We start from the raw sequence: 16,097 nt of genomic DNA, 5'->3' as shown, positions 1-16,097 counted from the left end.
ATTTTAATAAAAATTATTTACTGAATTTACAGGCTGAATCATACATTTAAAATTAAAATAATCTAAAAATGCCATAAATTCCATGTGCATACTATTACATATTTATTAAATTTCTTATAGTTCAAAATACAACGATAACATATACCATGGAATTTATTAAAAATTTACAAGTTCAATATAAAAATCATTTTGTCCAATAATTTAATTCCTTGTATAATTTTTTTAACGCTTTTTTTTCGATTCTAGATACATAAGATCTGGATATGCCAAGTATTTTTGCTATTTCTCTTTGAGTTCTGGGCTTCCCCTCTAAAAGCCCATATCTCATTTCTACAACACTCTTTTCTCTTTGAGACAAACATGTATTTATCTTAGAATATAATTTTTTCACCTGTATTTTCTGTTCTACAATTTCAATTATAGAATTTTCATCACTGCTAAGCACATCCATCAAAGATATTTCATTTCCCTCTTTATCCACACCTATTGGATCTTGTAAATACACTTCATTTCTAATTTTCTTATTATTTCTTATAAGCATCAATATTTCGTTTTCTATACATTTTGCCGCATATGTTGCTAACCTAGTCCCCTTGGATGCATCAAAAGAATCTATCGCCTTGATCAATCCTACAGTTCCAATAGAGATTAAGTCATCTACTTCTTTTCCTGGATAAGAATACTTCTTTACAATATGTGCTACCAACCTCAAATTTCTCTCCACTAAAATGCTTTTAGCAAGTAGATCCCCTTCTTTTAACTTTCTTAAATAATATGCTTCTTCATCATCACTTAGAGGTTGTGGAAATGAATTATTATTTGTAACATAAGCCGTCATAAATACTACATTCCCAATAATATCTAATAAGTAATTTGTTATAAACACCAGCTGCTCCTCCTAATAGTGCTTATTAATATACTATGAGCAGCTTTTTCAAAAAGTGCATATATAAATAAAATTTAATTTAGATATTGTTGTATGTTTGAAACTATATCCCTAAATATTGGGGCAGCAGTATTCCCACCGCTTTCATTATTTTTATCTATATCTTTCACAAAAACAACCATAGAATAGTACTTGCCATTATACTTAAAAAATCCTACAAACCATCCATCTGAATGTTCCTCTGCTGTCTTATTTTTACCGGTCAGCTCTATTCGCTGGGTGCTTCCCGTTTTTCCTCCAACTTCCATGTCATCTACATGTGCAGATTTTCCTGTACCATTTTTCACTACATTTATCATCTGTTCTTTCATTTCCTCAGCTGTTGATTTTTTTATAACGGAACTACTTGTGGTATTCAATTTTTCTATATTACTATTTTTATCATCCACATAGGCATCTAATATATACGGCTTTACATATACTCCACCATTTACCACCGTATTTGGTATGCTGATAGCTTCTATCGGAGTTATCCTAATATTTTGCCCTATAGATGCAAGGGATAAGCTTCCGTCGGCATAACTTGGATTTTTTACCTCAAACAGTCCTGATTTCTCACCATCTAAATTTAAAACTGTTTGAAATAATCCCTGACTTTTTGCATTGTCATAAAAATTATTAAATCCCACCTTTTCCCCTATCTGGGCAAACACATCATTGCAGGATACAGTCAGTGCTTCTCCTGGAGTCAGTGTGCCATGATTTGCCTCATCTTCTACCTCATACAGTCCTTTGCAGGTAAATTTGTCATTTACATTTATGATATTTTTATCAAGTCCTGCCTCTTCTACTATAACTTTAAATATGGAGCCGGGAAAAAATCCATGATTAGTGGCAGCACCTATATTTACATTTGGTTTACTGTCATCTTTCTGTACAAGTGCCTTTATTTTTCCCGTATCCGCCTCCATCAAAACCACACCTATCTGACTAAATTCTTTATTTTTTCCCTCATTTAATATTTCTTTTATTTTGTCCTGTATACTTTTATCTACAGTCAATCTCACATTTACATTGTTTTCAGGATAATTCACTTTTTTATTTATTATCTTTCCATCTACATCCCTTTCAAATACGACCTCAGGTTTATTATTGTCTTTTGTCTTCTCATATATCTGCATTTCTAAGGAATTTTTATTTTTAATTTGGTTATTCTCAGTTCTCTTAGGATTTAGAAGTAAATTTCCTATACTCCATATACCAGCTTTATTTAAAGGAGAATAAACATACGTATAGACTCCATTTATTCCAGTTATATTCTTTAACTTATTGTAGGTGTTTACATCCACCTCATAATATAATTTCTCACTTTTATTCAATACTCCAGCTTTAGATATATCGTAATCACTGTCATAATTTCTAAGAGTATAAATTAAAGTGAGCATCTTCTCTGAATCCACATTTTCATTATCTTTCAAAAATACTTCTGGCGATATAACCACATAATATTTTTTATCATAACTCATAAATTGTTTCCCATGGCAATCATATAACATATAATTTACATCGGTTAAATCCTCTTTATAGGAATATTGTGAATCTGCCATTACACTCAATTTACTACTTCCAAAATACTGAAGTTTTATTATTTTAAAATACAGCAGGGAAAACGCTAAAATAATTATGAAAAATAAAATATATTGTCTTTTTTGTATTATATGCCTGTTTATCTTTAACATAAAAAAACACCTCATCTAGACTAATTTCTATCCAAAATAAGGTATTTTATTCACCTGGATATAATTTTACCAGGTTGTAACTTATAGTTTAGCTTTTATAAGCATATCTCCCTTTTCCAATATTCTATCCACTACTGCAGTAAATATCATCTGGGCAACAGGAGCTGATTCTATTTTCTCCCCATTTTCATCTCTCATATCTTTTAGATATACTTTAAAACTGTCTCCTATAGGCCTTAATACTTCCACCATATCTCCACTGTATACTTTATTCCTCTGTTCTATAACCACGGTATTATCGTGCTTATCATAGTCTTTAACTAAGCCAACTATATCATAATTTCTTATATAAGATGAATTTTCGAAAATTTGGCTGTCTTTATCTTCAAAATAGAATCCTGTAAAATATTTTCTATGACTGACTTTCATCAAATCCTCCAGCCATTTCTCCTCAAATACATATGTATCAGGGTTTTCAAAATAGGAATCCATAGCCCTTCTATAGGCTTTAACTACAGTAGCTACATAATATGCACTTTTCATTCTTCCCTCTATCTTAAATGAATTTATGCCCGCTTCTACTAATTCTGGAATATGTTCTATCATACAGAGATCTTTCGAATTTAAAATATAGTTCCCCCTGTTATCTTCAAATACAGGAAAGTATTCTCCCGGCCTCTTCTCTTCCATAAGATAGTATTTATATCTGCAAGGCTGGGCACACTGCCCCCTATTGGAATCTCTTCCTGTCATATAATTTGAAAGCATGCATCTTCCCGAATAGGCCATACACATGGCTCCATGAACAAAAGCCTCTATTTCACAATCTTCTGGTAAATGCTGCCTTATCTCTTTTATTTCTTCAAGCGAAAGTTCCCTGGCAAGAACTATTCTCTTTATACCCTGTCTATACCAAAATATAGCAGACATCCAATTCACATTATTACTCTGAGTACTTAGATGCAGCTCCAGATTCGGCACGATTTTCCTGGCAGCCATTATTATCCCTGGATCTGACACAATTATCCCGTCTACATCCAATTTATACAATTTCTTTAGGTAACCTTCCAATCCCTCTAGATCAGCATTATGTGGAAATACATTGACAGTTATAAATGCCTTCTTTTCCCTTTCATGAACATATTTCATACCTTCTATAAGTTCTTCATCCGTAAAATTGTCTGCAAATGCTCTAAGATTAAGCTTATTTCCTCCTAAATAGACTGCATCCGCTCCAAAATCCACGGCAGTTTTCAGCTTTTCCAAATTGCCCGCAGGTGCCAATAACTCCGGCTTTTTATTCATCTCAATTCCTCCTCATAGTAACAGCAATACCATCTCCCATAGGTATAATTGAAGTTATAAATTTATTGTCATCAGATACAATTTTTAAGTATTCTCTCATTCTCTTGACTATGGTTATTTTTCTTCTCTTTACTAATTCATCAGAAGCCACCATTCCCCTGAACAATACATTATCTGCCACTATTACGCCTTCTTCGTCTAAAAGTTCTAAACAGTAGGGTAAAAAATGATTGTAATGTGCCTTTCCGGCATCAATGAATATAAGATCAAATTTTTCTCTAATATTCTTAAGTATTTCCATACAATCTCCCTCAATAACATCTATATATTGTTCAAAATTATATCTTTTTATATTTTTTCTAGCAATTTCAACCATATTTTTGTCCCTTTCAATAGTGGTTATATGATTTTTTTTATGGGAACTGAGACTCATTAAAATGGCAGAATATCCAACAGCAGTTCCAAGTTCAAGAACCCTAGATGGTCTTTTCATATTTATCATAAGCTCTAAAAATCTTGCCATCTCTCTATGCACTATCGGTATGGAATTTTCAGATGCATACTCCTCTATTTCCTTTAATATTCCACTATGACTTCCTATTAAGGACGTTATATATTCTTTTATATATTCATGTTCAACTTCACTCATATCTTCCTCCAAAAGGTCGGTCATTCACCCTGAGTAGTTTTTTTGACCTCCAAAAACTTTTCATTACTATCTGTAAAAAAATGAGTTCCATTATTTTCAGAAACAAAATAAAGATAATTTGTCTTTTCAGGATTTATAGCCGCTATTATACAGCCCTTTCCTGGATTGGATATAGGCCCCTCAGGAAGTCCATTTACTTTATAAGTGTTATACGGGGAGTCTACTTGTAAATCTTTATAATACACCTTATCCTTGTGCACATTCAGTGCATACAATACTGTAGCACAGGACTGAAGCTTCATATTCCTTTTTAATCTATTGTAAAATACAGAAGCTGCCTTTCCCCTCTCCTCGGGTTTTTTCACTTCTCTTTCAACTATAGAAGCCATGGTTATGATTTTATCCATTTCTTGAATGTTTAAATGTTTTCCTGTATCCTCCTGTACTTTATCCAGGACATCAGAAAATCTATTTAGCATCACTTCAATTATATAATCTCCGCTGCTTCCTTTGAGAAAATCATAGGTATCCGGAAATAAATACCCTTCCAGGGCATACCTTCTTTTTGAATCTTTCTTCACAAAATCAGGCAGTTTATACTCCCTGCAGCTTTTTATAAAATTCGAGCTGCTTATTATCCCCTTTTTCTCCAGTAAATTTCCTATCTGCTCTATATCATATCCTTCAGGTATTATAACTTTTACAGGTCTATCATCCCTAATTCCCCTTTCCACATAGAGTACAAAATTACTCAAGCTTATACCTTTAGAAAAGGAATACTTTCCAGGTTTTAACAGGCCATTTTCAAAATGCCTTTTTGTATACCATTTTATCAAAAGTGGATTTTTTACTAATTTACTGCTGCTCAGATTATCTATAACCTGCTCTAACCTTTCCCCTTGTTTTATCTGAAAATTTATCTTTTTTCCGTTTGTTTTAAATGGGTATCTTGTATTTTGAATGAAATAATACAAGACACCGGCAATTAATAAAACTAAAGCCACACTACAAAGTAAAAAAATACTTTTTTTTAAGTGTCTTTTCACTGTAAACAATCCTTCCTATTTTCTTCTCATGGCCTTTTTCCTGAGATCCGTATTCAATATTTTCTTTCTCATTCTTATACTCTTGGGAGTAATTTCTACCAATTCATCCGGTGCTATAAATTCCAGCGACTTTTCCAGAGTCATTTCCGTCACGGGCACTAATTTCAGCGCTTCATCAGCTCCTGAGGATCTGGTATTTGACAGATGCTTTTTCTTGCATACATTTACCTCTATATCCTCCGGTCTTGAACACTCACCAGCTATCATACCCTCATATACTTCTACTCCAGGTCCTATAAATAGTGTTCCTCTCTCTTGAGCATTAAAAAGTCCATAAGTTATAGATACTCCAGGTTCAAATACTACCAAGGAGCCTCTTGTCCTGCCGGGTATCTCACCCTTGTACTCTTCATATCCGTCCAATACATGGTTCATTATACCGTTGCCCTTAGTATCAGTCATAAATTCACTCCTAAACCCAATCAATCCTCTGGCGGGTATCCTAAATTCCAATCTGGTATATCCATTTACAGCTGAAGTCATATTTACCATTTCAGCTTTTCTCGGACCCAGTTTTTCCATAACCACTCCCATAAATTCTTCAGGTACGTCTATAGTGAGGTATTCAATAGGTTCTAATCTTTTTCCATCTTTTTCTTTAAATATCACCGTTGGTTTGGAAACTTGAAATTCATAACCCTCCCTTCTCATGGTTTCTATCAAAACTGAGAGGTGAAGTTCTCCTCTTCCACTTACCTTAAAACAGTCTGGTGAATCAGTTTCTTCCACCCTAAGGGCTACATTAGTCTCCAATTCTCTCATAAGTCTGTCTCTTAAATGCCTTGATGTCACAAAATCTCCTTCTCTACCAGCAAATGGAGAATCATTTACCATGAAATTCATAGTCAGCGTAGGTTCATCTATATCTACAAAAGGAAGTGCTTCCGGATTTAAAGCATCAGCTATAGTCTCACCTATATTTATGTCGGGAATTCCTGAAACTGCAACTATATCTCCCAGTTTGGCCTCTTCTACTTCTTCCTTTTTTAATCCATCATATACATATAGATTTGACACCTTCACATTTTCTATTTTATTTCCCTTTCTTATGAGAGCAACTTGTTCATTTTTCTTTATGCTACCCCTCGTTATCTTTCCAACACCTATTCTTCCTACATATTCATTGTGATCTATAGTCGTTACTAGAAGTTGAAGGGGCATATCCAGATATCCCTGAGGTGCTGGAACATTTTTTATTATAGTATCGAAAAGAGGTTCCATGTTAGTGGATTTATCCTCCATCTCCTTTTTAGCAAATCCCGCCTTTGCCGAACAATAGACCACACTGAAATCCAGTTGTTCGTCACTGGCCCCCAACTCTATAAACAGATCAAATACTTCGTCTAAAACCTCAGATGGTCTTGCATCTGGTTTATCTATTTTGTTTATTACAACTATTGGTTTTAGTTTTAATTCCAATGCCTTTTTTAAAACAAATTTTGTCTGCGGCATTGGGCCTTCAGCAGCATCTACCACCAATAGAACACTATCTACCATCTCAAGTACACGTTCTACCTCACCGCCAAAATCTGCATGGCCTGGTGTATCTACAATATTGATCTTAATCCCCTTATGAGTTACGGAAGTATTTTTTGAAAGTATGGTAATTCCTCTCTCTCTTTCAATAGCATTTGAATCCATAACCCTCTCTTCCACTTTTTCATTTGCCCTAAATATATTGCTCTGTTTTAATAATGCGTCTACTAATGTAGTTTTGCCATGATCTACATGTGCAATTATTGCCACATTTCTTATATCATTTCTTGTAAATAAATTCATTATTACTCCTCCAATTTATTTTTAACCTATGGAATATATTCAAATATCAAAATTCATTGTGAATTGGATAAGCACTCAAAAAAATTGGATACCTTTTTTGTATCCAATTTAGAGCTGCCATATTTATTCTAATATCATAGTATTAAAAAGTCAACTTTATAATGCTTAAGTTAACGGTTTTCAGTGCACATTAACTTTATTTTTATCTTTTCCAAAAGAAAAATCTACCCCTATGGCATCATTTAATATCTTTAATATGTCCTGCCACATTACACTGAATTTTTGTTCTGCCTGTATATATTCATTTACAGGAGGATTAGCAGAAATCACAGAGCCCATATTTTTAAACTTTTCCATAATCTCTTCTGAGATCTTTCCATTTTGAACTTGCTGCGAATAAGCCTCCACTTGTATTTTTCTAAAATCACTCAATATTCTTGTATAATCTTCATTGTTTTTTATTCTTTGACTCAATCTTTGAAGATCAACTACTTCATCACATGTTTTAAGCTCTTCTGCAAATTCTCTTGTTCTATCATATATATTCATTATCAAATACTCTCCTAATTTTTAATACAATATTATATTTCCATGATTATTGGCAATATCATGGGTTTTCTCTTCGTCTTCTCGTAGAGAAATGATCTAAGTACTTCTTTTACATTGGATTTTATGCTTGACCATTCTGTAATATGTTTTTCCTCGCAATCCTTTAAAGCACCACGAACAAGTTCCCTTGCCTCTTCCATTAGATCTTCTGATTCCCGAACATACACAAAACCTCTGGATATTATATCAGGTCCTGCAATGACGGTACCCGTTTCTTTTTCAATAGTAATAACCACTGTAAGTATTCCGTCCTGAGAAAGATGTCTTCTATCCCTTAAGACTATATTCCCCACATCTCCAACTCCCAAGCCATCTACAAATACCTGTCCCGATACCACTGTTCCATTTTTTCTTATGGAATCTCTGGAAACTTCTATAACATCCCCATTGTCTGCTATGATTATGTTATTGGGGTTAAGTCCAAGATTCATCGCTAAATCTGCATGCTGTTTTAGGTGTCTGTATTCTCCATGTACAGGTATAAAAAATTTGGGTTTTACAAGAGTATGCATAAGTTTCAATTCTTCTTGGCAGGCATGCCCTGATACATGAACATCCGCCAGAGCTTCATATATTACCTCTGCTCCCTTTTTAAACAATTGATTTATCACCCTTGACACCAATTTTTCATTTCCAGGTATGGGATTTGCTGAAATTATTATTGTGTCCCCTGGAATAATACTTATTTTTTTATGCTCAGAAGCTGCCATTCTAGAAAGTGCTGACATAGGTTCACCCTGACTTCCAGTAGTTATTATAACTATCTTGTTTCCGGGATATTTATTTATATTGTCTACATTTATAAGAGTATTTTTCCTAATATTTATATATCCCAAATTCATAGCTACTTCCATTATATTTTCCATACTTCTACCTGAAACAGCCACTTTCCTGTCATATTTTTCAGCAGCAGTAATTACCTGTTGTATCCTGTGAATATTAGATGCAAAAGTGGCAACTATTATTCTACTTTTTGCCACAGCAAAAAATTTTTGAAAGGTCTGTCCTACCGTCCTCTCCGACATAGTATATCCAGGTCTTTCCACGTTAGTGCTGTCTGCCAGCATAACAGTTACTCCCCTTTTCCCAAGTTCTGCAAATCTAGCCAGATCAATTACGCTGCCATCAATAGGTGTATAATCCACCTTGAAATCACCAGTATGAAGTATTATACCCACCGGGGTATATACTGCAATAGCCATGGAATCGGCTATACTGTGACTGGTTCTTATAAATTCCACGGACATTCTATTTAACTTAATTACGTCACCTGCTTTTATGCACTTTAAATCCACTGATCCACTTAAACCGTGTTCCTTTAATTTTGAATCAACAATCCCCAACGTCAATTTGCTCCCATATACAGGTACATTGATCTCTTTCAATACATACGGCAGTGCCCCTATGTGGTCTTCATGTCCATGAGTTAAAAATATGCCTTTTACCTTATCTATGTTCTTTTTAAGATAAGTTGTATCGGGTATGACTATATCTATTCCTAACATCTCTTCACTTGGAAACTCCATCCCGCAGTCAATCACTATTATCTCATCTTTGTATTCTATTACTGTAATATTTTTTCCTATTTCACTTAGTCCGCCTAATGGAATAATTTTTACCTTATCTCTTTCTTTTCGCAATAAAATCTTCCCTCCTTATTTAATTTATTTTAATATTTTTACAACTTGGTAATAAATATCTTATGAACAAGTTATGTTAAAACAATATGAATATCAAATTAAAAACGTACCCTATCCGCATCCTATGTCAAATAACTCTTTCATAAAATATAAAAATTACAAATTGCAATTTTACTTGTATTTGCCGGACTTTTTACAGTCACTGCATATTCCATAAAATTTTAAACTGTGATTTAAAATTTTAAAATCATATTTCTTTTCTATTTCCCTCTCAAGGGGTTCCAAAAGATCATCCGTCACCTCAATTATTTTTGAACATTTATTACATATCAAATGATGATGCTGGTGATTTTCTTCCTTGTGTATTATTTCATATCTATTGCATCCATCATCCAAGTCCAATTTACATATAACTCCTATCTCATCTAAAAGTTGTACAGTTCTATAAACTGTAGCTAAACCAATTTCAGGACACTCACTTCTAACTTGATCATATATTTCTTCCGTTGTAAGATGCTGTCCTTCATTTCTTATTATAATATCAACTATAGCCCTCCTTTGAGGTGTAAGCTTATACCCTTTTTCCTTCAGGCTATTTTTTAATCTCTCTATTTCTGAAGAGGAAAGCTTTGACATAACTATACCCCATTTCAACTTAAATTTTAAAACACCCACAAAAACTTTTCTATTTTAAGTCTAATATAACAGAAAAATATTGTCAATTGAAAATCAATTAACATTAAAACAAAGTTTCATATACTTCTGAAACCTGGTTAAATTCATCTTCATCTTCCAACGTTGCAAAAATTTCCTCGCCATTTTCATCTTCTATTATCTTAAGCACTATGGCTTCCTCTGATTCTCTACACTCTTCAGGCATTACAATTACATACTCTCTATCTTCTATATCCAATTTGGTAATCACTTCAAATTGAACTTTTTTGCCATCTTCATCCTCCAGTATTAAGTTTCTGATATTTTCTCCCATTCAATTTTTTCCCCTTTATTCAAAGAATTAGCTTTATCAAAATAAATCATTTCGAAATACTGTCCAAATACCCCTGCAAAATATATACAGCAGCCATTTTATCTACTATCTTTTTTCTCTTTGCCCTGGAGAGATCTCCCTCTAACATGGCTCTATTTGCTGCCACGGTAGTTAATCTTTCATCCCACATTTTTACGGGTAATTTTATAAGCTTCTCTATTCTTTTGCAAAAATCCATCACTTTCTCACTCTGGGGACCAAGTGTTCCATTCATATTTTTAGGAAGTCCGGAGACAATTAATTCTACACCATATTTTTCACAAACAGATCTCAGCTCATCAATATCCTTTTCCATTCCCCTTCTCTTTATAGTAGTAACTCCCTGTGCTGTAAATCCCAATGGATCACTGAGTGCAACACCTATAGTTCTATCCCCTATATCCAGTCCCAGTATTCTCAAATTTTCACTCTCCTCAATATTATGCTCACATTTAAAATAAAAATGCCCTAAAAGGACATTTTTATTTTATATCTAAATAGACTTTCAAAACTTCCTCAAGTATCTCATCTCTCTCAAGTTTCCTCACCAATGACCTTGCTCCATTATAATTTGTTATATAAGTTGGATCCCCTGAAATCAAGTATCCTACCAGCTGATTTACCGGATTGTATCCCTTTTTAATTAGCGAATCATAAACTTCAGTTAATATCTCTTTTGTCAGTGCTTTCTTACTCTCAGAAATGTCAAACTGAATAGTATTGTCCTTGCCCATATATATCACCCCGCTAACATTCTAATAGATCTATTATAAAACATATTTCATAAAATGTATACTATCTAACTTTTTTTTCCATAATTATACTGCATTTTCCTATAGCTTCTTCTAATTTTTCAGGTAATTTTCCTCCGGCTTGTGCCATATCCGGTCTTCCTCCTCCACTTCCTCCAGTGACAGCCGCAACCTCCTTTATTATCTTTCCACAGTGAATACCACTTTTCACTGCCTCTTCAGTTGCCATAGCTATGAGTTGAACTTTTCCCTTTACACTACTTCCCAATACCACTAAACAGTTGTCATACTTATTTCTAAACTTATCTCCCAGTTCCCTAAGTGCACTGGCATCAACTTCTTTTAACACCCCTGTAAAAAGCTTCGTTTTTCCAATTATTTTCATTCCATCCAGAATATCAGTTTCCGCATTACCTGCCAATTTTGACTTCAATTGCTGAATTTCCCTCTCAGCTGCCTTCAGTTCATTGAATTGCAGATCCAATTTATGAATTATTTCCTTCTCAGAACATTTCAATTTACCCGATATTTCCTTTAACATATCATCTCTCAAGTTCAGATATTTTATTGCACTTTCGCCGGTAACAGCCTCTATTCTCCTAATGCCGGCAGCTATTCCAGTTTCAGATATTATCTTAAACAATCCTATTTCACCAGAATTATTTACATGAGTTCCACCACAGAGTTCACTGCTGAAATTTCCCACAGAAACTACCCTTACTTTATCCTTATATTTACTGTCAAAAAGTGCTATTGCCCCGCTTTTTTTAGCTTCTTCCAAAGGCATCTCAGCAGTTTTCACCTGATGAACTGCCATTATATTCTTATTGACCATATCTTCAATTTTCCTCAATGTATCACTGCTCAGAGGCTCAAAATAATTGAAATCAAACCTCAATCTGTGTTCATCCACATAGGAACCAGATTGGTGTACCTGTTCTCCCAAAACCCTCTTCAGGGTTTCATCTAATATATGAGTTGCAGTGTGGTTTTTTCTTATGCTATTTCTTCTATTCTCATTCACACTCAAAACAACATCGTCATCCAAACTCAAGCCGCCTGAATTCACCCTTATAAAATGGAGTATTTTACCTGCCACATTATTTTTACAGTCTAACACTTCACCTTTAAAATCATCATTGTATATGATTCCACTATCTCCTACCTGTCCACCCATTTCAGCATAAAAAGGTGTATTTTCAACTACTATAACTCCCTCTTCTCCTTCGCTTAAATGAGATACAAACTCTTCATCCTTCATCATGATTTTGACTTTAGATTTTGACTTCAGTTTATCATAACCTTCAAATACAGTATTAACCTCCATGGGAATTTTATTCAATATGGTATCTTCTGCACCCATATAATTTGTTTCCATCCTGGCGGCTCTTGCCATGTTTCGTTGATTTTCCATGTTTTCATTAAAGCCTTCCAAATCTGCAGTCATGTTGTTTTCTTCCAATATCTCTTCAGTAAGCTCTACAGGGAAACCATAAGTATCATATAATTTAAATACCTTATCCCCATCTAATACTGAGCTGTCATTCTCTTTCAATTGGGATATAAATTCATTTAAAATCTGAATCCCACCATCTATTGTCACGGCAAACCTTTCCTCTTCAATCTTTATTATCTTTCTTATATAATCCTCCCTTTCTCTCAATTCGGGATAGCCTTCATAAGAATTATCTATCACAGATTTAGAAAGTTTATATAGAAAAGAACCTTTAATTCCAAGAGATCTGCCATGTTTTGCTGCCCTTCTCAAAAGTCTTCTGAGTACATATCCGCGCCCTTCATTAGAAGGAAGTATTCCATCGCTCACCATAAATACAATGCTTCTTATGTGATCTGTTATCACTCTGATAGATATATCACTATTTTTATCTTTACCATAGGAATTACAGGACATATCACTTACTTCTTTTAATATAGCTTTTATAGTATCTACCTCAAATATACTTTCTTTATCCTGCATTATAACTGCCATTCTTTCAAGCCCCATACCCGTATCTATATTAGGCTTTGGAAGTCTATTATAATTCCCCTGTTCATCCCTGTCAAATTGAGTAAACACTAAATTCCAAAATTCCAGTACCCGATCATTATCCCCTGCTTTCACAAATTCTTCTACTGTATCTATCTTTCCCTCTCCTCTATCATAGTGAATTTCAGAACAGGGTCCGCAGGGACCTACACCGTGTTCCCAAAAATTATCTTCCTTGCCAAGTCTAAAAATTCTTGAACTATCTATATCGGTATCCTTTACCCATATATCATAGGCCTCATCATCATCTAAGTATATTGTAACATATAATCTATCCTTTGGCAGCTTCAAAACTTCAGTAGTAAATTCCCAGGCCCATGGAATTATCTCTTTTTTAAAATAGTCCCCAAAAGAAAAATTTCCCAGCATTTCAAAAAAAGTGCCGTGGCGTGAAGTCTTACCTACATTCTCAATATCCCCCGTTCTTATACACTTTTGACAGGTAGTAACTCTTTTCCGAGGCGGTATTTTAAGCCCTGTAAAATATGGTTTAAGCGGCGCCATACCAGCGTTAATCAAAAGTAAACTCTTATCATTTTTAGGAACTAATGAAAAACTGTGCATTCTCAAATGTCCTTTTCCTTCGAAAAATTTCAAGTACAATTCCCTAATTTGATTCAACCCTAATTTTTCCATATATATCTCTCCCTTTCAACTTCAATATCATATTTAATCCACGTTTAAAATAATAAGAATCCCTCATTCCCCTAAGGGACGAAAGATTCTCTTCGCGGTACCACCCTAATTATATAGATATTCAAAATACAATCTATATCTCTTAAACAACATAATACAAGTTCCTAGACAGCTTCAATATATCCTACAGGAAGTTTTCACCTTCCACTTCCTCTCTTTAATATAAGAAAATACCTACTCCTTCTATTCATCACTTCATCATTCGATTATGATACAAATTATAAGTTAAATGCACACTTATGTCAATATTTATCGATTAAATCAAAATAAATAGTAGTTTAAATCTTCATACATTATTTTAACTATAACCCCTATGGGCACTGCCAGTACCATTCCGATAAATCCCGCTGCTTTTCCTCCGACTATTAAAAGAAGTATTATTACTAGAGGATGCATACTTACACTGTCCCCTGTAACTTTTGGAGACAGCATATTGCCTTCTATCTGCTGCAATACATATAACCATACTGCAGTCCACAGTGCTGCCCTGGGAGATTCTATAAGAGCTATAACTACAGCTGGCAGCGCTCCAAATATAGGCCCAAAATATGGAATTATATTAAAAAATGCATTTAATATGGACAATATAATGGGAAAATCCACCTTTAAACTCACTAAAATAAAAAATGTGGCTATACCCACAAGCCCGCTTAAAATGAGCTGGCTCATTATATATCTACCCAATATTTTATCTGCATGACAGCACATCTTTTCAATTACATTTCTGCTGTCCATTGGAAATATAGACAGAATCTTTCCATTTATATACTCCCCGTCTGCTAAGAAATAATAAGCTATTATAGGTATGACTATTACAGATAATAAATTTTGTCCTATATAAATTATAAAATCAAACATTTTATTGAATATATTTACAATTCCACTGTCTATTTTACTATTTAAACTGTTTATCAGTGAATAAATAGTTTTGTTATCGCGAATCGGTTTTAATTTCACATAAAAATTATCTACCATATTTTGAATTCTTTCTGCAGCAGAGTTAAAATTCAAACTTTCTCTAAACAAAGAAGGTATGAGAATTGCAAAGACACCTACTATAAGCAGAATCAATAAGCTTATCAAAAAAAAAGCTCCCACTCTTCCGTTAATTCCCCTATTTAACATGGAATTATATATCGGCCTCAGCGTATATGCTATTAAAAAAGATATAAAGATTAAACATATAAGCTCTCTCAATAGAGAACTCATAATGATAAATACAATCAATGCCGCTGTTATAACCGCCACAGTGATATATCTAATACTGCTTTTTTTATAAATATTCATCCGCATCATATTCCATAATTCTTCTTTAATTTACAATACCTAGCTTTTCTCTTTTTTTAATAATTTATGGGCTGAATTGAAAAATTCGAGATTTCGATTTTTACCTCTGTATAACAAATTTTTGTCCCCCAATATCAAATCATTTATAAGCAGCACCTTTTTGCCTTTTATAAAATTATTTATAAATCCAGTGGACAATATGAGAGCCCTTATGGAAAATTTCTCTCTGTCAAATAAAATATCTTCAACCATTCCAATCAGCTCACCTCTCTCATTCACCACATCCATATTCTTTATATCTTCAAATTGAAGGCATTTCCCTCTACTCACAGCAGTTACAACTATTACAGAAGTAAAATTTACCACATTTTCTATATTGACATTCAAAGTTTTTTTAAATATGTTATTAGGAGTTATTATAAATCCATCTATTTTTTTGCCGTTAAAATCCAATATTATATCACTTATAAATCCCAGCATTTTTCCAGAAAGGTCTATTACATCTTTAAATATAAAATCCATAGTTCTATACAAAATATCACCTTTAGTTTAAAAATAATATTCTTATTTTATCC

15 protein-coding genes and 1 other annotated feature are annotated in these 16,097 nt (G+C 33.5%); all 15 genes read right to left on the bottom strand.

Annotation, left to right across the window (positions count from 1 at the left end; genetic code table 11):
* Positions 1 to 184: 184 nt before the first annotated feature.
* Positions 185 to 886 (bottom strand): RNA polymerase sporulation sigma factor SigK, encoded by a 702-nt coding sequence (gene sigK / locus J5G60_RS09510; RefSeq protein WP_150358234.1) that lies wholly within the window; start codon positions 884 to 886, stop codon positions 185 to 187.
* Between the two features lie 74 nt (positions 887 to 960).
* Positions 961 to 2,625, bottom strand: coding sequence for a peptidoglycan D,D-transpeptidase FtsI family protein (locus J5G60_RS09505; protein ID WP_150358233.1), 1,665 nt, complete (start codon positions 2,623 to 2,625; stop codon positions 961 to 963).
* 81 nt (positions 2,626 to 2,706) lie between these two features.
* On the bottom strand, positions 2,707 to 3,930 hold the full coding sequence (locus J5G60_RS09500) for a peptidase U32 family protein (RefSeq protein WP_150358232.1): 1,224 nt from the start codon (positions 3,928 to 3,930) through the stop codon (positions 2,707 to 2,709).
* Between the two features lies 1 nt (position 3,931).
* Complete coding sequence (locus J5G60_RS09495; RefSeq protein ID WP_150358231.1) at positions 3,932 to 4,579, bottom strand: O-methyltransferase; 648 nt, start codon at positions 4,577 to 4,579, stop codon at positions 3,932 to 3,934.
* A 20-nt stretch (positions 4,580 to 4,599) separates the two neighbouring features.
* The gene (gene mltG / locus J5G60_RS09490) at positions 4,600 to 5,625 is read right to left on the bottom strand and encodes an endolytic transglycosylase MltG (RefSeq protein WP_150358230.1); all 1,026 of its coding nucleotides are present in this window, start codon (positions 5,623 to 5,625) and stop codon (positions 4,600 to 4,602) included.
* A gap of 15 nt (positions 5,626 to 5,640) precedes the next feature.
* Positions 5,641 to 7,464, bottom strand: coding sequence for a translational GTPase TypA (typA, locus tag J5G60_RS09485; RefSeq protein WP_150358229.1), 1,824 nt, complete (start codon positions 7,462 to 7,464; stop codon positions 5,641 to 5,643).
* Between the two features lie 180 nt (positions 7,465 to 7,644).
* The gene (locus J5G60_RS09480) at positions 7,645 to 8,013 is read right to left on the bottom strand and encodes a YlbF family regulator (RefSeq protein WP_150358228.1); all 369 of its coding nucleotides are present in this window, start codon (positions 8,011 to 8,013) and stop codon (positions 7,645 to 7,647) included.
* Between the two features lie 32 nt (positions 8,014 to 8,045).
* Positions 8,046 to 9,713, bottom strand: coding sequence for a ribonuclease J (locus J5G60_RS09475; RefSeq protein ID WP_150358227.1), 1,668 nt, complete (start codon positions 9,711 to 9,713; stop codon positions 8,046 to 8,048).
* A 171-nt stretch (positions 9,714 to 9,884) separates the two neighbouring features.
* On the bottom strand, positions 9,885 to 10,349 hold the full coding sequence (locus J5G60_RS09470) for a Fur family transcriptional regulator (protein WP_150358226.1): 465 nt from the start codon (positions 10,347 to 10,349) through the stop codon (positions 9,885 to 9,887).
* A gap of 103 nt (positions 10,350 to 10,452) precedes the next feature.
* Positions 10,453 to 10,701, bottom strand: a complete 249-nt coding sequence (locus J5G60_RS09465) for a DUF1292 domain-containing protein (RefSeq protein WP_150358225.1) — start codon at positions 10,699 to 10,701, stop codon at positions 10,453 to 10,455.
* A gap of 46 nt (positions 10,702 to 10,747) precedes the next feature.
* Positions 10,748 to 11,161, bottom strand: coding sequence for a Holliday junction resolvase RuvX (gene ruvX / locus J5G60_RS09460; protein ID WP_150358224.1), 414 nt, complete (start codon positions 11,159 to 11,161; stop codon positions 10,748 to 10,750).
* 61 nt (positions 11,162 to 11,222) lie between these two features.
* A complete protein-coding gene (locus tag J5G60_RS09455; RefSeq protein ID WP_150358223.1) occupies positions 11,223 to 11,474 on the bottom strand; it encodes an IreB family regulatory phosphoprotein in 252 nt (83 codons plus the stop codon).
* Positions 11,475 to 11,535: 61 nt separating this feature from the next.
* The gene (gene alaS, locus J5G60_RS09450) at positions 11,536 to 14,175 is read right to left on the bottom strand and encodes an alanine--tRNA ligase (protein WP_150358222.1); all 2,640 of its coding nucleotides are present in this window, start codon (positions 14,173 to 14,175) and stop codon (positions 11,536 to 11,538) included.
* Between the two features lie 71 nt (positions 14,176 to 14,246).
* Positions 14,247 to 14,435, bottom strand: a binding site (T-box leader).
* A 61-nt stretch (positions 14,436 to 14,496) separates the two neighbouring features.
* Positions 14,497 to 15,522 (bottom strand): AI-2E family transporter, encoded by a 1,026-nt coding sequence (locus J5G60_RS09445; protein ID WP_150358221.1) that lies wholly within the window; start codon positions 15,520 to 15,522, stop codon positions 14,497 to 14,499.
* 39 nt (positions 15,523 to 15,561) lie between these two features.
* Positions 15,562 to 16,056 (bottom strand): PRC-barrel domain-containing protein, encoded by a 495-nt coding sequence (locus tag J5G60_RS09440; protein ID WP_150358220.1) that lies wholly within the window; start codon positions 16,054 to 16,056, stop codon positions 15,562 to 15,564.
* Positions 16,057 to 16,097: the final 41 nt, after the last annotated feature.

This window comes from Clostridium sp. HV4-5-A1G (genome assembly GCF_900184915.1).
Lineage (GTDB): Bacteria > Bacillota > Clostridia > Clostridiales > Clostridiaceae > Clostridium_B > Clostridium_B aromativorans.
Note: the sequence above shows the minus strand (reverse complement) of the source record. Positions and strands in the feature narration are given on the sequence as shown.